We start from the raw sequence: 18951 nt of genomic DNA, 5'->3' as shown, positions 1-18951 counted from the left end.
ACCAGTCTGGGCATCCTGGCTACCGAGATTCGCCGAGTTCGGAGCACGCCTTCACTGCTCAGCGAGAAGATCGAACGCCTCGTCGATGTAGTGTGTCAACGGATGTGCCGCTTCATCGCGCCGCCAGTTCTCCTTGGCGAACCTGAGCGTACCCATCGCCATCATCGCGGTCAGGCGCAAGGCCGGCCGCCGGGCCGGGTCGGGCCATCGTTCGTACATCGCCTCGGCCAGCACCTCCTCCAACTGAACGTGAAGCGCTTCCTTGCGTAGCCGAAGCGTTTCAATCGACCGCAAGATGCGATCCGCCATGACGGATTCCTTGGTCTCATACATTGAGGCCAGGATCAGGAAGGTCTTCCGGGCGGCGTCGATCGGCCGCTGCTTCGGTGATTGCTCCAGGAAAGTCGGGCGCAGAAGGCGCGGGATATTGCCGCTCTCATGCGCCAGCAGGACATCCTCTTTCGACTTCAAATAGGAGAAGAACGTGCGCCGCGAGATGCCCGATGCCGCCGCAATGGCATCGAGCGTCGTCGCCTCGTAGCCGTTTTCCACGAAGAGCCTGAGCCCCGTTCGGGCGATCAGATCGAGGGTCAACTGACGCTTGCGTTCACGCAGGTCGTTCTGGGTGTTCTCTATGTCAATCATCGTTGTCACTCTGACAGCCGCCGAGATACGGCATTGTCTAATCGGTACGTGAGCTTTCCGCCCACCGGATTATGCCGTAGCCACCCCCCGCCGCTCTGGCGCGGATCGCTGACGAACGAACAGGTGTCGCAACGACGGCCGCCAGGCCGCACGAACGCCACTGACGTCCGAAGCGCGTCGCCACGCCCGGACGCCTTTCCTCGGAGGGTCGATTGCCCTTGACGAATTTGCACTCAGTGCATATATTGCACTGAGTGCAAATTTGTTGGGGAGTCGATAACATGGCGTCGTCGAAGGTTTGGTTCATCACGGGGACATCGAGCGGATTTGGCCGTGTCTGGGCGGAGGCTGCGCTGCAACGCGGCGATAGGGTGGTTGCCACGGCACGCGACGTGGGGGCGCTCGATGAGCTCGTCAAGGCTCATGGCAATGCGATTCTGGTGCTGCCGCTCGACGTGACGAATCGCGATGCGGTGTTTGCAGCGGTCGGTCAGGCACATCGGCATTTCGGGCGTCTGGACGTCATCGTCAGCAACGCCGGCTATGGCTACATGGGCGCCATCGAGGAGTTGGAAGCCGAGCAGGCCAAAGCCAGCTTCGACACCAATGTGTTTGGCACGCTATGGGTCATTCAGGCCGCGCTGCCGATCTTGCGGGCACAGCGCAGCGGGCATCTCCTGACGGTGTCGAGCATCGGCGGCGTGATCGCTTTCCCGACGGGGGGCACGTACACCGCCACCAAATTTGCCGTCGAGGCCATCTCGGAAGCACTCGCGGCCGAAGTGGCTGAATTCGGTATCAAAGTCACGATCCTGGAACCAGGCCACTTCACCACCGGGTTTCGCGCAGCGGTGCAATCCCCGCCGGCCATCGACGTCTACAACCCCATCCGCCAGGCCATACGCTCGTCGTTCAAACCCGAGGATTTTGGCGATCCGGCGGCCACCGCCGCGGCGATCTTCAAAGCCGTGGACGCGGATGAACCTCCGCTTCGCCTGGTGCTCGGCTCGACGACGATCGCGAAGTTCAAGGCGGCCTACCAGGCGCGCCTCGGCAACTGGGACAAATGGGAAGCCGTATCCAACTCGGCGCAAGGCACGCAGCACGCGTAATCAAGCCGTTCCGGAACGTTCGATCGAAGCCTTGAACGCCGTTCCGAATTCCAATTCATTGAAACGATCCACCGCCATGACCCTCTCGCTCAAGCCGCTTTTTGCGGCGGCCCTGATCAGCGCCGCGCCGTTTGCTTCCGCGTTCGCGGCCGACACCTATGCCCTCGACCCGGCCCATACGCAGGCGATCTTCACGATCGACCATCTCGGCTTCTCGACCATCACAGGCTCGGTTCACGAGCTTGAAGGCACGCTGCTGCTGGACACGGCGAAGCCGGAACACAGCACGGTCGCGGTGACCCTGGGCGCGGACAGCGTCGACACGGGCTTTGCCGCGCGCGACAAGGTGTTGCAGGGGCCGATGTTCTTCAACGTCGCACGGTTTTCAACAATGACGTTCAAGAGCACGCACATCGAGATGACGAGCGCCAAGACGGCGGACATCCAGGGCGACTTCACCTTGCTCGGGATCACCAGGCCGCTGGTCCTCAAGACCACGTTCAATCGACGGGCGCAGGATACGAACGGAACGAACGTCTACAAGGCCGGCTTTACCGCAACCACGACGATCAAACGTTCCGATTTCGGCATGAAGGCCTATGTGCCCGAGGTGGGCGATGAGGTGCGCGTCACCATCAACTTCGAGGGAATCAAGCAATAATCCGGCGATGCTTGCCGACCGGGAGGGACCGAAGATGAAACTGCTGCTGCTGGGCGCGACAGGATTGGTGGGAAGCCGAACCTTGAAGCTGGCGCTGGCCAACCCGGCGTTTTCCGAGGTGATTGCGCCAACCCGGCAAGCGCTGACACCGCATGACAAACTGCTGAACCCGGTCGGGCCGCACCTGGAGGCGCTGGTTCCAACGCTCATGTCGCATCGGCCTGACGCGGTGATCTGCGCATTGGGAACGACCCAGGCAAAGGCCGGTTCGAAGCAGGCGTTTCGTCATGTCGACCACGCACTGCCCGTTGCAATCGGCGAAGCCGCGTATGCGGCTGGTGTGAAGACCTACGCGATTGTCACCGCCATGGGCGCATCGGCGAATTCCATGAGCTTCTACTACCGGACCAAAGGCGAGGTCGAGCGAGACATCCGGAACATCGGGTTCCAATCGCTCACGATCTGCCGCCCCAGCCTGATTGGCGGGGAGCGACATGAAGCAAGGCGTGCCGAGCAAGCCGCGCTGACACTGTTTCGACTGCTCGCCCCGATCCTGCCGAAAAAACTTCGGGTCAATCCAGCGGAGGCGATCGCGGCTTCGTTGCTCGATGCCGTCATCGCGGCAAAGGTGGGCTGTCGTTGGATTCATGCGGAAGCGATGAACTGAATCTCATCGTCGCCCCGATTTCCTGCGGCCTTTCGCTTCCAGCGTGGCCAGTTCCCTTGCATCCAGGACATATTCCTTCGACCCGGCCAGCCGCTCCACGGTCAGATCGACAAACGCACGAACGCGTGACGGCTGCGCCGTCCGGCTGCCGTAGTAGACGTGAACGCCCATGTGGTCCGTGACATGGTCCACCAGCAGCGGCACCAACTGCCCCGAACGAATCAACGGCGCCGCCGACAACCCGGACAACAAGCCGATGACATGACCGGCGAGCACCGCTTCGGTCTCGAGCTGGGCGTCGTTGGTCGAGAGCGTAGGGGAGAGGTCATGGGAGATCACTTCCCCACCCACCTTGAGAAGCCAGGGCAGCACGCGACCGCTTCCGGGGTGCCGGAACACGCTGCATCGGTGCGAGGCCAGTTGCTCGATCGAATCGGGCGCGCCGTGCCTCGCCAGGTAAGCAGGGGCCGCACAAACAATCAACTGCATGGCGAACAGCCGGCGAACGGCCACGCCATCCTCGGGCGCCGAGCCAATCCGGAAGCCGACATCGGCCCGGTCCTGCACCCAGTTGCCGATGCGGTCGTCGAGTTTGATGTCCGGCTCGACGTCGGGATGCCGGCGACAAAACGCGTCGACCAGGGGCCACAGCAGCGGCAGGAACGCGTATCGGGGCGCGACGATGCGCAGCGGGCCGGCAATCTCGTCCTTGGCGGTGCGAATCCGATCGACCACACGTTCCAATGCCATCAACGCCGGTTGAGCGGCCTCGAGGAACTGCTGCCCTTCGTAGGTCAATGCAATGCTGCGGGTCGTTCGATGGAGCAGGCGCACGCCGAGGCGTTCCTCGAGGTTCGCGAGCGACTGGCTCGCGGCTTGCGGACTGATGCCTTGCGCGGCGGCAGCGCGCCGGATGCTGCCGAGTTCGATCGCCTTCGAAAAGGTCTCGATGGCGCGAAAGTCGATGAGGGACATGGGATGCTTCCTGAAAGATATCGGCGGGCAGTGTCAACTTTAACTTGATAATGGATCAACACGTACACGGCTAGTGCTTTGACAATGCGCTCTCCACAATGGGGCCTCACCGATCAACAGGAGCGTTCCATGAGCGACAACATCCAGGGCAAGGTCATCGTCATCACGGGTGCCAGCAGCGGTCTCGGCGAGGCGGCGGCGCGCCGCTTGAGCGCGCGGGGGGCGCACGTCGTGCTCGGCGCGCGGCGTGCCGAGCGTCTGCAGGCATTGGCCGAAGCGTTGAATCACCCGCAACACCGCGCGCTTGCCGTTGCCGCCGACGTCACCGTGCGCGACGACGTCAAGCGTCTCGTCGACACGGCGGTGGACGCATTCGGGCGCATCGACGTGATGATCAACAATGCGGGGCTCATGCCGCTTTCGCCGCTGGAACGACTGAAGGTCGATGACTGGGATCGAACGATCGACGTCAATCTGAAGGGCGTGCTGTACGGTGTCGCGGCGGCGCTGCCGCACATGCAGCGCCAGAAGGGCGGACAGTTCGTCAATGTGGCGTCGGTGGCCGGCCACAAGGTGATGGTCAACGGGGCTGTCTACAGCGCGACCAAGCATGCCGTGCGGGCGCTGTCCGAAGGGCTCCGGCAGGAGACGAAACCCTGGAATATCCGCACCACCATCGTGTCGCCGGGCGCGGTGGACAGCGAGTTGAAGGGCAGCGTGACCGAGCCGGACATCGCGCAAGGCATGCGCGACTTCTATCAGGCCCATGCCATCTCGGCCGATTCCTTCGCGCGTGCGGTGGCCTTTGCCATCGAGCAACCCGCCGATGTCGACGTGAACGAGATCGTGTTCCGGCCAACCCGTCAGATTCCCTGAGCAGTACTCCGGATCAATCACGCGATTCGCATCAACACGGTACGCCAGGGTTCCCGGGCGATCATCGATGACAAGGGCAACGATGCCCAGGTCACGATTGACGCCGTTCCGTTGCCTCGACGTCGAGGTCGCAGCAGGAAACGATCCCGCGCCTGGCGTTCATGTGGTCGTGTTGTCTGTTGCCATGCCGCATCTGTCGCGTGCGTGAGATTGATCCGGAATTTTTTATTTGATGCATCTGCCCTCGGTTGACCGTCGTATCTGAAACGTGAAGATGGCGGGGTCATCCATGATCTCGACTGCTTCACGTCAGCGTGCGCGATCGTCCGGCAACAGGGCGTGGCTAGTCATGCTTGCTTCGGCGTACCGCATCTCCATTGCTTCGATCTGAGTAGAGGGGAACGACCATGCAAGACAATCAATCGGAAGCCGTTATCGAGGTCTTCAATCGACGTGCCGAGCGGCGACAGGAGCGCCGCCAGTTCTTTAGGAATGCAGGCGGATTGGCATTGGGCCTCGCAGGCGGAACGCTGATCAGTGCATGCGGGGGCGGTTCGGGTGACGCCGCGCTGGCCAGCTCCGCACCGACCGATGCCGAAATCCTCAACTTCGCGCTCAACCTCGAATATCTCGAAGCGCAGTTCTATACCTATGCCACCACGGGCAGCGGCTTGCCGGCGAGCATGACCACGGGTGTCGGCACGATGGGGAACGTCATCGCGGGGCAGCAGGTGCCGTTCCAGGATCCGCTGGTCAAAGCCTATGCAAACGAAATCGCCATGGACGAGCGAGAGCATGTCAATTTCTTGCGGACCGCGCTCGGATCCGCCGCGGTGGCGCAACCCTCGATCGACGTCGGTGGCGTCGATCCCAACGGCGCGTTTTCCGTCGCGGCCCGCGCGGCCGGCCTGGTTGGTGCCGGCGCGGTATTCAACCCCTATGCAAGCGACAACAACTTCTTGCTCGGCGCATTCATCTTCGAAGATGTCGGCGTGACGGCATACAAAGGGGCGTCGCCGCTCATCACCAACAAGACCTTTCTCGAGGCGGCCGCAGGCATCCTCGCGGCCGAGGCTTATCACGCCGGGCTGGTGCGCACGACGCTTTATGCAAAAGGGCTGGACACATCGAGCCTCATCAGCGCGGCAAATGCGATCTCCGCGGCGCGCGGAAGCCTGGATCATGTCGGCAGCGATGATCAGGGCATTTCCGGCAGCACGCCCGGCACGTCGAACATCGTGCCGCTCGACGCGAATGGGCTGGCGTACAGCCGTAACTATCCGAACGTGCTGAACATCGTCTACCTCACCAGTACCGCAGCCGGGAAGGGCGGCTTCTTTCCAAATGGCGTCAACGGCACGCTCAACATGAGCGCCTGACTATCGCGCAGTGAGCCGGGAGTGCCGAGGCGCAACCACGAGCACTCCCGATCCGGTTGTAAATCGTTCGGAATTCGAATCATCGAATGCATTGGCGGAGGGGCCATGAACGAAAGCGCGAGCCGCGTGGCGGTACCACCGAGCCGGACGTTGACGGAAAGAACGCAATTCGATATCCATGAAGCATTGGCCGGCCGGCGAGGGCGGGCGCGGACGGCAATGTCGTGTGCGGGTCCAGCCGTCGTCGCCTCCATTGCGTATATGGACCCCGGCAATTTCGCGACGAATATCCAGGCCGGGGCGGGATATGGTTACACGTTACTCTGGGTGGTTGCCTCTGCAAATATCGTGGCGATGCTGTTCCAGGCGCTCTCGGCAAAACTCGGAATCGTGACCGGGCGGAATCTCGCGGAACTCTGCCGTGAACATTTGCCGCGTGGCATGGTGTTCGGGATGTGGGGCTTGGCCGAGCTCGCGGCAATGTCGACCGACCTGGCCGAATTCGTCGGCGGCGCCATCGGCGTTTCACTGCTTTCCCATCTACCCATGCTGGCAGGCATGTCGATCACCGCAGTCGTCACGTATGGCCTGCTGCAATTCGAGTCGAAGGGTTTCCGACCACTTGAATTGCTGATCGCTGCCCTGGTCGGCGTAATCGGGATGTCGTACCTCACCGAGTTGCTGATTGCACCTGTCCAATGGTCTGCAGTACTGATACATACCGTGCGGCCGAGCATCCCGGACCATGCGGCGCTGACGATCTCGGTGGGAATTATCGGGGCCACGGTCATGCCGCACGTTCTCTTTCTGCACTCTGGTTTGACTCAGAATCGCGTGTCGGTGGCCAACGACGACGAGCGCGCACGGCTGATCACGTTTTCCAACCGAGAAGTGATGATCGCGCTTGGCGTGGCCGGCCTCATCAATATGGCGATGGTCGTCATGGCATCGAGCGCCTTCCATGATGGTCACGCCGACATCTCTACCATCGAGAACGCTTGGCAAACGCTGACCCCGTTGCTGGGTGGCGCCGCGGCCACGCTCTTTCTCTGCGCATTGATTGCGTCGGGTATCTCGAGTTCGGTCGTCGGGACCATGGCGGGGCAGATGGTGATGCAAGGCTTTACCGGGTGGCGCATTCCGGTCTGGCTGCGGCGGCTCCTGACGATGGTGCCGGCCTTTGTCGTCATCGCGGCCGGTGTCGACTCGACGTGTGCGCTTGTGCTGAGCCAGGTCATGCTGAGCATTGCGTTACCGGTGCCGATGATCGCCCTCGTCTGGTTCACGTCTCGGCCGGATGTGATGGGACGATTTCGAAATCACATGGCGACGAACCTTGCTGCCATGGCCGGCATGGTCGTGGTTTTGTCGTTGAACCTGGTTCTGCTGTTCGAATTGTTCTCCGAATGAGGCGCTGGAATTCATGCGGTCAATGGGGTGAGCCCGAGGGCTCGCCGCGTTGCGCGTCGAGTCGCACGATCTCAGCCCCGACCTGTCGAGCGGGCGCCGCTCGCCGTTGCATCCGCAGGGCATGCGGGCGCGCCGCACGGTGAATGCGCTTGACGTTGAGGGGGGCCTGTCCAGCCGCGCGACGGATTACGCCGTTGCGTACCCGAGTGCCTGCAACGCGACGATGCACGCCTCGCGATCCTGCGCATGGTTGCCGCCCGAAATGCCGAGCCCGCCGATCAGCTTGCCATCGATCGAGATGGGAAACCCGCCGCCCACCGGCGTCAGCCGCGGACGATGCTGAAGATAAGCCGCGCCGGGCTCTTTCAATACCTCGATCCAGACGTTCGTGTCGATGCCGAACGTGGCGGCGGTCCATGCCTTGTCGATGGCAATGTCGGCAGCCAGGAACGAACTATTGTCGGTGCGCTCGAACGCACGAAGGTGGCCGGATGGGTCGGTGATCGCGATGGCCGGCTCGAAGCCGATCGCCTCGGACGCCTTGCGCGCGGCATCGATCAGCGCGGCGGCAGCTTCGCGCGTGATCACGGAGGTGGTGAAGAACGGAGGGGGCGTGGTGGTCATGGCTTTGCAAGGTGAGGGACGATGACGCATCGAGCGATGCCGCTCGATGCGCGCGGGTGTGTCGAACGCGTTGAACGAGAAGCCGCGCCGCGCATCAGCGCGCGGCGAGCACGGCCTTGCCGATCATGCCGCCGGTTTCCACCCAGGCATGCGCCTGCTTGAGGCCGGCGGCGTCGATGCCGTCGATGCGGCGCGTCATGGTGTGCTTCAGATCGCCGCGATCGACGAGTTCCGCAACCCGGCGAAGCAGCGCGTGCTGACGCGCGAGCGTGGCGGTTCCGAAGATCGACCGCGTGAACATCAATTCCCAGTGGATCGAAATCGATTTGGACTTGAACGCCCGGATGTCGAGGCTGTCCGGATCGTCGATCAGCGCAAACTTGCCTTCGGGGCGAAGCACGCCGGCGATCTGTTTCAGATAGCTCGCGCTGTCGTTCAGCCCCACCACGCAACTCACCTCGTCGATGCCGAACGCCTTCAATTGCGGCGCCCAGTCTTGCCGATGGTCGATCACGTGGTGCGCGCCCTGGGCGCGTACCCAGTCGCGGCTGGCGTCGCGCGACGCGGTGCCGATCACCGTCAGGCCGGTCAACTGCCGAGCGAGTTGAGTCAGGATCGAACCCACTCCGCCGGCCGCGCCGACGATCAGCAGCACGCCGTTCTCGGTGGGATCGGCGGCATGCGCCTGGAGGCGGTCGAACAGCAGTTCCCACGCGGTGATCGCGGTCAGCGGCAGCGAGGCGGCTTCGGCGAAATCGAGCGTGGTCGGCATCGGGCCGACGATGCGCTCGTCGACCGCCTGCAGTTCGCTGTTGCTGCCGGGCCGCGTGATGTCGCCGGCGTACCAGACGCGATCGCCCGGTTTGAAGCGCGTGGCGAGCGGGCCGGCGGCGCGAACGATGCCGGCCGCGTCCCATCCGATCACGCGAGCGGCCCCTTCGGGCACGTCGCCGCGCTGGCGAATCTTGGTATCGACCGGGTTGACGGACACGGCTTTGACTTCCACGAGGAGGTCGTGGTCGCGAAGCGCCGGCGTCGGCAGCGCGATGTCTTCCAGCGCTTGCGGGTGCTCGATGGGATGGTTCTGGTAGAAGCCGACAGCTTTCATGAAAATATCCTGCGGATAGGGGGCGGGCAACGTGAAAGCCTTGACTGGCAAGGCTTTCAGCGTCATTGGGTGATGTCGGGTTTGATGGTATCGTTGGCGGATATTCGGAAAAACACCCGAAATGACCAAATACTTTCGTTAATTCGACGAAAATGATTCGCCTCGACGACGTTCAGATTTTTGTCCATACGGCCGAGCTGGGCAGCTTTTCGGAAGCGGCGCGGCAGCTCAATATCGCGCCCGGCCATGCGAGCGCATGCGTGCAGCGGCTGGAAAAAGCGCTGAATGCGCGCTTGTTCACGCGTTCGACGCGCAGCATGCAACTGTCCGATGCCGGCGAACGTTATCTGCCGCACGCGCGCTCGATGCTCGGTGCGCAGATGCAGGGCGAACAGGCCTTGTCGACCGGGCGCGCGGTATTGAGCGGCCCGTTGCGCGTGTCGGCGTCGTCCGACTTCGGCCGCAACCTGTTGCTGCCATGGCTGGATGAATTCCAGCATCGGCATCCCGGGCTCTCGTTGCAGGTGCGCATCAGCGACCGTTCGGTGGACCTCGTGCGGCAGCCGCTGGATATCGCCATCCGCTACGGCGCGTTGCCGGATTCGTCGCTGCTGGCGATGTCGCTGGTGGACGGCAATCGCCGTGCGCTGTGCGCGGCGCCGTCGTATATCGAGCGTCACGGTAAGCCGGCGAACGTCGAGGATTTGCGGCGGCACAATTGCCTGCGCTTCGTGTGGAGCGAGCAGGTGCATGAGCGTTGGCGGTTCACGCTGCCGGGTGGCGATCGCACCGTGGCCGTGACGGGCAACCGCATCAGCGACGATGCCGATGCGGTGCGGCGCTGGGCGATTGCCGGGGAAGGCCTGATCTACAAGTCGCGACTGGATTTGATTCCCGATCTGGCGGCCGGCCGGTTGGTCGAACTGCTGCCGCATGATCACTGCGAGCCGTCGCCCTTGCATTTGCTGTGCGCGCATCGCGCGCAACTGACCCCGGTCATCACGCAACTGCACGGTTTCCTGCGGCAGCGGTGTGCGGCGTTGCGCGATAGTCATCCGGTGCTCGGCGCAGGGTGAGCCGCGCCGGGTGACGTCGGTCGATGCGTGATCCAGTAAAGGTATCAATCCATTCAGTGATTGAAATGTACGGGCATCGATAATCTTTCTAAAGTCGTCTTCATTATCTAGGAGACGGCACGATGACCCGATATACCCACCAGGAACTGCGCGACACCTTGAGCGCAGGCCTCCTTTCCTTTCCGATCACGCATTTCACCCCCGACTACGCATTCGACGAAGACGCGTATCGCGCGAACCTCGAATGGCTGTCCCGTTACCCGGTGGCCGGGCTTTTCGCTGCCGGCGGCACGGGCGAATTCTTCTCGCTGACCGCCGCCGAGGTCGATCGGGTCGTGCGGGCGGCGGTCGAAACGGTCGACGGCAAGGTGCCGATCATCGCGCCGGCGGGCGGCGGCACGGCTCAGGCGATCGAGCACGCGCAGGCAGCGGAGGCGGCCGGCGCCGACGGCATCCTGCTGTTCCCCCCGTACCTGACCGAATGCGATGCCGCCGGCGTCGCCGCGCATGTGATCCGCGTGTGCGAGTCGACCCGCCTGGGCGTGATCGTCTACAGCCGAGCGAACGCGATGCTCGACGATGTGGCCGTCGCGCAGATCCTCGAGCGGTGCCCGAACCTGATCGGCTACAAGGACGGCGTGGGTGACATCGACCGGATGACGCGCGTCTACAACCGCTTCGGCGATCGCCTGACCTACATCGGTGGCCTCCCGACCGCCGAGACCTATGCGCTGCCGTATCTGGAGATGGGCGTCACGACTTACTCGTCGGCGATCTTCAACTTCCTGCCGGAATGGGCGTTGAGCTTCTACGCCGCCGTGCGCGCCCGCGATCACGCGTTCATTCAGCGCGAACTGCACGATTTCGTGCTGCCCTATACGCTGATCCGCAATCGCCGGGCCGGCTATGCGGTGTCGATCGTGAAGGCCGGCATGACGGCGGTCGGCCGCTCCGCCGGCCCGGTGCGCACGCCGCTTGCGGATCTCAAGGACGACGAACTCGCGTTGCTCAAGAACCTGATCGGGGCGCGTCGGTGATGCGGGCGCTGACAGGCAGCATGTTGATCGGCGCCGACGCCGTGCGCGGCGAGACCGGCGAGCATCGCGCGACCGATCCGGCCAACGGCGCGGTGCTCGAACCGGCCTACGGGCTGGCCGGGACGGCCGAGGTGGAGCAGGCCTGCGCACTGGCGTGGCAGGCGTTCGACGCCTATCGCGAGACGACGTTGCAGCAGCGCAGTGCGTTTCTGCAGGCCTGCGCCGACGAGATCGATGCGCTGGGCGACTCGCTGATCGAGCGCGCGATGCAGGAAACCGGCTTGCCGCGCGGGCGGCTCGAAGGCGAGCGCGCACGCACGACGGCGCAACTGCGCCTTTTCGCCGATGTCGTGCTCGACGGCGGCTGGCTGGAGGCGCGCCTCGATCCGGCGCTCCCGGCGCGTACGCCGCAGCCGCGCAGCGACTTGCGCCAGCGTCACATTCCGATCGGGCCGGTGGCGGTATTCGGTGCGAGCAATTTCCCGTTGGCGTTCTCGGTGGCGGGCGGCGATACGGCGTCCGCGCTGGCGGCCGGCTGCCCGGTGATCGTGAAGGCGCACAACGCGCATCCGGGCACGGCGGAATGGGTGGGCGGCGCGATTGGGCGTGCGGTGCAACGCACCGGCATGCCGGCCGGAACGTTTTCGATGCTGTTCGGCTCGGGCCGTCAGGTCGGCACCGCGCTGGTGGCCGACCCGCGCATCAAGGCCGTCGGATTCACGGGCTCGCGCAGCGGGGGAACCGCATTGATGAAGGTGGCGGCGGCCCGTGCCGAGCCGATTCCGGTCTATGCGGAAATGAGCAGCATCAATCCCGTTTATCTGCTGCCCGGCGCGTTGCGCACGCGCGCGGACGCGCTCGGGCAAGCGTTCGCCGCGTCGCTGACGCTCGGCGCCGGCCAGTTCTGCACCAATCCCGGCCTGCTGCTGGCGGTGGCGTCGCCCGATCTGGAGCGCTTTGTCGCGACGGCCGCCGCCGCGCTCTCGGGCAGCGCCGCGCAAGTGATGCTGACGCCCGACATCAGTTCGGCCTACGACGCTGGCGTTGCCGCGCTGCTGGAGCATCCGGCGGTCACCGTCCTGGCGCGGGGGCTGCCGGGCAGCGGGCCGAACCGATGCCGCGCCGCATGGTTCGCGACCGACGCCGACGCCTTCCTCGGCAGCGACGCGTTGCAGGCGGAAGTCTTCGGTGCGTCGTCCCTGCTGGTTCGCTGCCGCGACATCGCGCAGCTCGTGGCGCTGACCGAGCAGTTGGACGGCCAGCTCACCGCGACGTTGCAGATGGACCCGGACGACACCGAGATCGCCCGTGTGCTGGTGCCGGTGCTCGAACGCAAGGCCGGCCGGCTGCTCGCGAACGGCTGGCCGACCGGCGTCGAAGTCTGCCATGCGATGGTGCATGGCGGCCCGTATCCGGCGACCTCCGACAGCCGAAGCACGTCGGTCGGCTCGCTGGCGATCCGGCGTTTCCTGCGCCCGCTCTGTTACCAGGATTTCCCTGCCGAGCTGCTGCCGGCGGCGCTTGCCGACGACAACCCGTTCCAGCTTCGCCGGCTGGTCGACGGCCAGACGCGCCGCTAGTTCACCGCCACCATCCGGGCGGCCCATGCGGTCGCTCGCCGGGCCGCCACGCCTTGCGGGGCGGCCCGGTCCGGCCTGTTTCGCCGCGTTTCGCGGCATGCAACCGATCGTCCAATCAACAGAGGGAGGCGGTGAAGCACACGCAAAATTGAAAATATATTTTGTACCGTTGATGTTTACGATGATATATTTTTTAACTAAATACCGAGCAATATATAAACATAGACGCCTGTCCACGATCATCGAATCGTCGGCCGCGGGCAGCCGGTATTGGCAGAGAAGAGAGGAGACAATGAGAACAGTTGACGCTTTTGTTTCGGACACGCTGGACTCGGCCGCGATCACGCCGACGCACGTCAAGGTGATCGCGCTCGTCGCGGCCGGCTACTGCCTGGATGTCATTGACTATGCAATTTTCGGTTCCTTCATTCCCGACATGCTGCACCAGCATTTCGCCACGCAGGCCCAGCTCGGCTGGGTCGGGGGTGCGCAGTTGTTCGGGCTGGCGATCGGCACGTTCGCGCAGGGCCAGTTCACCGACCGGTTCGGCCGCAAGGCCGTGTATCAGTTCAATCTGCTGCTGTTCGGCCTGGCAACGATCGCCAGTGCCCTGGCGCCCAGCGTGATGTGGCTGATTCTGGCGCGCTTCGTCTCGGGGCTCGGGCTGGGGGCGGAGCAGCCGCTGGCGTTCACCTATGCGGGCGAGTACGCGCCGAAGGACATCCGTGGCCGGATTCTCGCCCTGGTGCATTTCATCGGCGGCGCGCTGGTGTGGCCGCTGGCGTTCCTCGTCACGCTGTATTTCCGCGAGTCGATCGGCTGGCGGGGGATCTGGGGGGCGATCGGCGTGGCGGCGCTGGTGCTGTTCGTGCTGCGTTTCGCGCTGCCCGAATCGCCGCGCTGGCTTGCCGCGAAGGGGCGTGGCCGCGAGGCGCTGGCGATCCTGAAGAAGATGGGGCTCGGCGAACCGGCCGAAGAGCTGGCCGACGTGGCGCACGACACGAAGGCCGATCCGTTCGTGATGGTGTGGAAGCACTACCGGGTGCGCCTGCTGGCCGCGATGGTCTGCTTCAGCGCGTTCTTCTGCGTGACGATCGGCCTCGGCACCTGGTTGCCGAACATCATGAACAGCCAGGGCTTCACGATCACGAAATCGCTGTCGTACACGTTCGGCATGACGCTGGCCGCACCGTTCGCGAGCCTGTTCATGATGTTTGCGCTCGACCGGTTCGGGCGCCGCCGCACGGCCTTCATCACGTTCCTGTGCTCGGGGGTGTTCGCGGTGGCGTTCGCCAATGCGGGCACCAATCTGCAGTTGATGGCGGCCGGTTTCCTGATGATCTTTTTCTACCAGGTGGGCGGCAACACGATGCAGATCTTCGCGTCCGAGGTGTTCCCCACCGAGGCGCGTGCGTCGGGCTTCGGCATGGCCGCGGGCATCGGACGTCTCGCGACCGCGGGGTTCGTGCCGGCGCTGCCGCTGATCCAGCACGGGTTCGGTCTCGGGGCGGTGTTCGGCTGCATCGCCGGCTTGATGGTGATCGCGGCGTCGGGGCTGCATCTGATCGGGCCGGAGACGCGCCAACGCTCGCTCGCGGAGATCGCCTGAATGCCGCTGAACCGCACGCCGCGGATGTTCTGTTCCAGTGACTTGACGAGAGGTTGACGATGCATCCCATTTCCCGTTCTTCGAACGTGACCTTCCTGGGCCACACCGACCAGGGCAAGCGCCCGGACGGCGTTCAGATCATGGTGGATCGCGGCCATGCCTATATCGGCCACATGTTCAGCGACGGCATTTCGGTGATCGACGTCGGCAATCCGAAAGCGCCGAAGCCGGTCAACTTCATCGCCTGTGCGAAGAACACGCGTGCGCATCATCTGCAACTGCATGACGGCCTGCTGCTGGCGGTCAACAGCGCGAACGTGTGGGCGCTGCAGCAATACAAGAGCCAGGACGACTATTTCACGAATGCGATCGACGACAGCTTCACGCGTCGAGAACGGCCGTTCGAGGCGGGGCTGCGGATTTACGATGTCGGCTCGGACCCGGCCAACCCGCGTGAAATCGGCTTCTGCCCGGTGGGCGGCATCGGCCTGCATCGGCTCTGGTGGACGGGCGGGCGCTACGCTTACGCGTCCGCGCATCTGAGCGGCTACTCGGATTTCGTGCTGGCGATCTTCGACGTGGCCGACCCGACCAAGCCGACGCTCGCCGGCCATTGGGCGCTGCCGGGCATGCATCGCGATGGCGACGAAACCCCGGCCTGGCCCCCGGGCAAGCGTTGGGCGCTGCATCATGCGATTCCCGCCGACGGCAAGCTGTACGGCGCGTGGCGCGACGGCGGGCTGACGATCCACGATCTGTCCGATCCGGTGGCGCCGAAGCTGCTCAGTCACACGGTGATGTCGCCGCCGTTCGCGGGCGGCACCCATACGCCGCTGCCGTTGCCGGGGCGCGGGCTGGCGATCATCGCCGACGAGGCGATGAGCTCGAACTGCGCCGCGGGGCTGGCGCATACGTGGGTGTTCGACGTGCGCGAACCGGGCCGGCCGATCTCGATCGCCACGCTGCCGCAGCCGGAGGAACTGAACTACTGCGCGGTCGGCGGCAAGTTCGGCCCGCACAACCTTCACGAGAACCGTCCCGGCGCGTTTCAGAGCGAAAACCTGATCTTCGCGACTTGGCATAATGCTGGCGTTCGCGTGTTCGATATTTCCAATGCTTTCAGGCCGCGCGAGGTCGGGCATATCGTGCCGGGCGCGCCGCTCGAGGTGGTGGACATCCGGCCGGGCGCGGTGCAGGTCACGCAGTCCGCCGACGTGTTCGTCGACCGCAACGGGCTGATGTACATCACCGACACGAATGCAGGCCTGACCATCGCGCAGTTCGAGGATATTTGATGTTGCCTTCGCAAAGTTCCAAACCCGCCACCAGTTTCACCCGCACGAGCGCCGTCTATCGGGTGCTCCGGCAGGACATTCTGTGCGGCAAGCTGACCCCGTCGGCCAAGCTCCTGATCGACGAGATCAGCCAGCGTTACGGCGTGACCAGCACGCCGATACGCGAGGCGCTGAATCAGCTCGTGATCGAGGGTTTCGTGCAGAAGGTGGACCAGAAGGGATTTTTCGTGGCACAGGTATCGCGGCGCGAACTGGTCGAGCTGACCAACACGCGCTGCTGGGTCGAGACCGTCGCGCTGCGCGAGGCGCTCGCCCACCGGACGATGAAATGGGAGGAGCAACTGATCCTGGCCGGGCATCGGCTTTCACGAACCGATCGCTCGGCCAATTCGGAAGTGTTCGAGGAGAACGCGCCGTGGGAAGACACGCACAAGCAGTTTCACATGGCGCTGCTCGCCACGTGCCCGTCGCGCTGGTTGCTGGATTTCTGTTCGCTGATGACCGACCACGCGGCGCGCTACCGCTTTTTGTCGATGAGCCTCGCGTATCCGGCACGTGACGTCACGAACGAGCACAAGGCGCTGATCGACGCGGCAATCGACGGGCCGCCGCAAGGTGCGATCGACATGCTGGTGGCGCATTACCGCGCGACGGCCGACATCATCCTGCAATCGAATCTCGATTTGCCGGAGTAGACGAAGCCATGCCGGCCGGGTGCTTCGACCCGGCCGGCAACCCTGACAACGCATTTGACAAACGATAGGAAATTAGGATGACGAAGCGAATTGCCATTGTGACCGGTGCCGGCAGCGGCGTGGGCCGGGCCGTTGCCACCGCACTGCTGCAGGACGGCTATGCCGTCGCGCTGGCCGGCCGCCGGCGCGACGCGCTGGAGGAGACCGCCAGCCTGGCCGGCGGCGAAAGCCTGGTGGTGCCGACCGATGTGTCTCGGCCCGATGAGGTGCAGGCGTTGTTCGACCAGGTCGCATCGACCCATGGCCGCCTCGACGTGCTGTTCAACAACGCCGGCACCGGCTCTCCCGCGACGAATTTCGGCGACGTGACGTTCGAGCAATGGACCAAGGTGATCGACGTGAACATCCACGGGATGTTCCTGTGTGCGAACGCCGCGTTCCGGATGATGCGAGATCAATCGCCGCGTGGTGGCCGGATCATCAACAACGGTTCGCTGTCGGCAACCGTCGCGCGCCCCGGCTCGGCGCCCTACACCACGTCCAAGCACGCGGTAACGGGGCTGACCAAGGTGATCGGGCTGGACGGCCGCAAGTTCGACATCGTCAGCTCGCAGGTCGACATCGGCAACGCCGCCACGCCGATGACGGCCCGCATGGCCAACGGCGTGCTGCAACCGAACGGCACCACCGCCGTCGAGCCCACGATGGATGCGGCGAACGTCGGCAACACGGTCTTGTTGATCGCCAACATGAGCCTGGATGCCAACGTGCCGTTCGTCACGGTGATGGCGTCGCAAATGCCGTCGTTCCTCGGCCGAGGCTGAGTCGAGCTTGAGTCGGGACGCGGCGGCGATGCCGCGTTCCGACATGACGTGACGTGATGGGCGCGACGAACCAGCCACGGAAAAATCGAAATAAAAGTTAGGAGTGCAATGTTTCAGGCGATGTAACGACGATACGACAACTAGGAGGAGACAAGCAATGCGCAAGACAATCTGGATTTCGGCGTGTGCGTTCCTGATGGCCGATGGCGCGTATGCACAAAGCTCGGTGACGCTCTACGGCATCGTGGATAACGGCATCGGCTATCAGAGCAGCGCCACCACGCTCGGTTCCACCAGCGGTGGCCGCTCGCTCGTCAAGATGACGACCGGGGTGTTTGCCGCCGATCGCGTCGGCTTCAAGGGCAGCGAGGATCTTGGCGGCCAGACGCGGGCGATCTTCACGCTGGAGCAGGGGTTCAATGGCGCGAACGGCGCCGAGTCGACGGCCGGGCTCGCGTTCAACCGGCTCGCGTTCGTGGGCTTGACCAACCCCAGATACGGCACCCTTACGGCGGGGCGCGAATATTCGGCGTACTACACGATGCTGCAGCCGTACAGCCCGGAGCCGCGGCTGACCGGTTACTACGCGGCGCATCCCGGCGACATCGACGGCACCGACACCGATTATCACGAGAACAACGCGATCGTCTACACGTCGCCGAATTACCGCGGGCTGACCTTCAGCGGCGAGTATTCGTTCGGCGGGGTAGCGGGCAGCACCAACGCGGGCTCGGCCTGGAGTGCCGGCGCGCAATACATCAACGGCCCGATCGGGATCGCGGCGGCGTTCTGGCGCATCAATAATGCAACGCCCGGCGGCGGTGCGTGGAGCCCGTCGTCGGCCACCTCGAACAACGGCGCCCAGATCGGCGTCTCGGCGATCAATGTCGGCTACCAGACCGCTCAGGCCCAGCAGCGGGTGGCCGTCGCGGGCGGCTATGCGTTCAATCAGGCGTGGGACGTGTCGTTCATGTATTCGAACACGCAGTACATCCCCGGCACGCATTCGTCATTCACCGATACCGCCATCTTCAACACGGTCGGCGCGGTGCTTCACTACAAGCCGTCGGCCGTGGTGGATCTGACGGCGGGCTATGCCTACACGCGCGCGACCACGGCCAATCGCATCGCGTCCGCCGCGCGGTATCAGCAGATCAATTTCTCCGAGGTCTACCAGTTGTCGGTACGCACCTCGCTGTACGCGCTGGAGGGATTCCAGCGTGCGAGCGGCCAGACGCTCGGCATCAACGGCGCGGGTGACATCGTCAATGCGGTCGCTTCGATCGGCGACGGTGCCAACGCCCAGCCGGCGTCGTCGCGCAGCCAGATCGTGGCCGGCGTCGGGCTGATGCACCGGTTCTGATTCAAGCGGATATTT

General features: G+C 64.2%; 18 protein-coding genes. 14 read left to right on the top strand and 4 right to left on the bottom strand.

The annotated features are described in order from the left end of the window. Positions 1 to 51: 51 nt before the first annotated feature. Positions 52 to 645: a TetR/AcrR family transcriptional regulator gene (locus AB4851_RS30130; protein WP_414450017.1), complete on the bottom strand. Its 594-nt coding sequence runs from the start codon at positions 643 to 645 to the stop codon at positions 52 to 54. A gap of 281 nt (positions 646 to 926) precedes the next feature. Between AB4851_RS30130 and AB4851_RS30125 the strand changes: the two genes are divergently transcribed. From AB4851_RS30125 to AB4851_RS30115, 3 genes are all read left to right on the top strand, one after another. Next, positions 927 to 1757, top strand: coding sequence for an oxidoreductase (locus AB4851_RS30125; protein ID WP_414450016.1), 831 nt, complete (start codon positions 927 to 929; stop codon positions 1755 to 1757). A 76-nt stretch (positions 1758 to 1833) separates the two neighbouring features. Next, positions 1834 to 2418 carry a YceI family protein gene (locus tag AB4851_RS30120; RefSeq protein ID WP_414450015.1) on the top strand — a complete coding sequence of 195 codons (585 nt, stop codon included), beginning with the start codon at positions 1834 to 1836 and terminating at the stop codon, positions 2416 to 2418. A gap of 34 nt (positions 2419 to 2452) precedes the next feature. Next, entirely contained in the window at positions 2453 to 3085 is a 633-nt protein-coding gene (locus AB4851_RS30115; protein ID WP_414450014.1) for an NAD(P)H-binding protein, read from the top strand. A 3-nt stretch (positions 3086 to 3088) separates the two neighbouring features. On the opposite strand, the gene AB4851_RS30110 is transcribed toward AB4851_RS30115, so the two are convergent. Beyond that, on the bottom strand, positions 3089 to 4060 hold the full coding sequence (locus tag AB4851_RS30110; RefSeq protein WP_414450013.1) for a LysR family transcriptional regulator: 972 nt from the start codon (positions 4058 to 4060) through the stop codon (positions 3089 to 3091). 129 nt (positions 4061 to 4189) lie between these two features. Here AB4851_RS30110 and AB4851_RS30105 point away from each other — a divergent pair, with 129 nt between their 5' ends. The 3 genes from AB4851_RS30105 (at position 4190) to AB4851_RS30095 (ending at position 7725) form a co-directional block, all read left to right on the top strand. Beyond that, positions 4190 to 4936, top strand: a complete 747-nt coding sequence (locus AB4851_RS30105) for an SDR family oxidoreductase (RefSeq protein ID WP_414450012.1) — start codon at positions 4190 to 4192, stop codon at positions 4934 to 4936. 407 nt (positions 4937 to 5343) lie between these two features. Beyond that, positions 5344 to 6315: a ferritin-like domain-containing protein gene (locus AB4851_RS30100; protein ID WP_414450011.1), complete on the top strand. Its 972-nt coding sequence runs from the start codon at positions 5344 to 5346 to the stop codon at positions 6313 to 6315. 105 nt (positions 6316 to 6420) lie between these two features. After that, a complete protein-coding gene (locus AB4851_RS30095; RefSeq protein WP_414450010.1) occupies positions 6421 to 7725 on the top strand; it encodes an Nramp family divalent metal transporter in 1305 nt (434 codons plus the stop codon). 186 nt (positions 7726 to 7911) lie between these two features. Here the strand turns inward: AB4851_RS30095 and AB4851_RS30090 are convergent, their stop codons facing one another. Both AB4851_RS30090 and AB4851_RS30085 read right to left on the bottom strand, forming a co-directional pair. After that, positions 7912 to 8349 carry a GlcG/HbpS family heme-binding protein gene (locus tag AB4851_RS30090; RefSeq protein WP_414450009.1) on the bottom strand — a complete coding sequence of 146 codons (438 nt, stop codon included), beginning with the start codon at positions 8347 to 8349 and terminating at the stop codon, positions 7912 to 7914. Between the two features lie 94 nt (positions 8350 to 8443). Beyond that, positions 8444 to 9457, bottom strand: a complete 1014-nt coding sequence (locus AB4851_RS30085; protein ID WP_414450008.1) for a zinc-binding alcohol dehydrogenase family protein — start codon at positions 9455 to 9457, stop codon at positions 8444 to 8446. A 152-nt stretch (positions 9458 to 9609) separates the two neighbouring features. On the opposite strand from AB4851_RS30085, the gene AB4851_RS30080 reads away from it, so the two are divergent. The 8 genes from AB4851_RS30080 to AB4851_RS30045 all read left to right on the top strand — a co-directional run bounded on the left by AB4851_RS30080 (position 9610) and on the right by AB4851_RS30045 (position 18936). Continuing rightward, positions 9610 to 10533, top strand: a complete 924-nt coding sequence (locus AB4851_RS30080; RefSeq protein WP_414450007.1) for a LysR family transcriptional regulator — start codon at positions 9610 to 9612, stop codon at positions 10531 to 10533. A gap of 122 nt (positions 10534 to 10655) precedes the next feature. Continuing rightward, positions 10656 to 11570 (top strand): 5-dehydro-4-deoxyglucarate dehydratase, encoded by a 915-nt coding sequence (gene kdgD, locus AB4851_RS30075; RefSeq protein ID WP_414450006.1) that lies wholly within the window; start codon positions 10656 to 10658, stop codon positions 11568 to 11570. A gap of 20 nt (positions 11571 to 11590) precedes the next feature. Next, a complete protein-coding gene (locus AB4851_RS30070) occupies positions 11591 to 13150 on the top strand; it encodes an aldehyde dehydrogenase (NADP(+)) (protein ID WP_414450005.1) in 1560 nt (519 codons plus the stop codon). A gap of 292 nt (positions 13151 to 13442) precedes the next feature. Continuing rightward, positions 13443 to 14759 (top strand): MFS transporter, encoded by a 1317-nt coding sequence (locus tag AB4851_RS30065; RefSeq protein WP_414450004.1) that lies wholly within the window; start codon positions 13443 to 13445, stop codon positions 14757 to 14759. A gap of 59 nt (positions 14760 to 14818) precedes the next feature. Continuing rightward, positions 14819 to 16054 carry an LVIVD repeat-containing protein gene (locus AB4851_RS30060; RefSeq protein ID WP_414450003.1) on the top strand — a complete coding sequence of 412 codons (1236 nt, stop codon included), beginning with the start codon at positions 14819 to 14821 and terminating at the stop codon, positions 16052 to 16054. Continuing rightward, on the top strand, positions 16054 to 16749 hold the full coding sequence (locus AB4851_RS30055) for a GntR family transcriptional regulator (protein ID WP_414444403.1): 696 nt from the start codon (positions 16054 to 16056) through the stop codon (positions 16747 to 16749). Before AB4851_RS30060 ends, AB4851_RS30055 begins: the two co-directional genes overlap by 1 nt. Before the next feature lie 77 nt (positions 16750 to 16826). Then, positions 16827 to 17573, top strand: a complete 747-nt coding sequence (locus AB4851_RS30050) for an SDR family oxidoreductase (protein WP_414450002.1) — start codon at positions 16827 to 16829, stop codon at positions 17571 to 17573. Between the two features lie 157 nt (positions 17574 to 17730). Further along, complete coding sequence (locus AB4851_RS30045) at positions 17731 to 18936, top strand: porin (protein ID WP_414450001.1); 1206 nt, start codon at positions 17731 to 17733, stop codon at positions 18934 to 18936. Positions 18937 to 18951: the final 15 nt, after the last annotated feature.

The sequence above is a fragment of the Burkholderia sp. 22PA0099 genome (assembly GCF_047497165.1).
Taxonomy (GTDB): Bacteria; Pseudomonadota; Gammaproteobacteria; order Burkholderiales; family Burkholderiaceae; genus Burkholderia.
The sequence above is the reverse complement of the archived record's forward strand: the minus strand, read 5'-3'. Positions and strand labels throughout refer to the sequence as shown.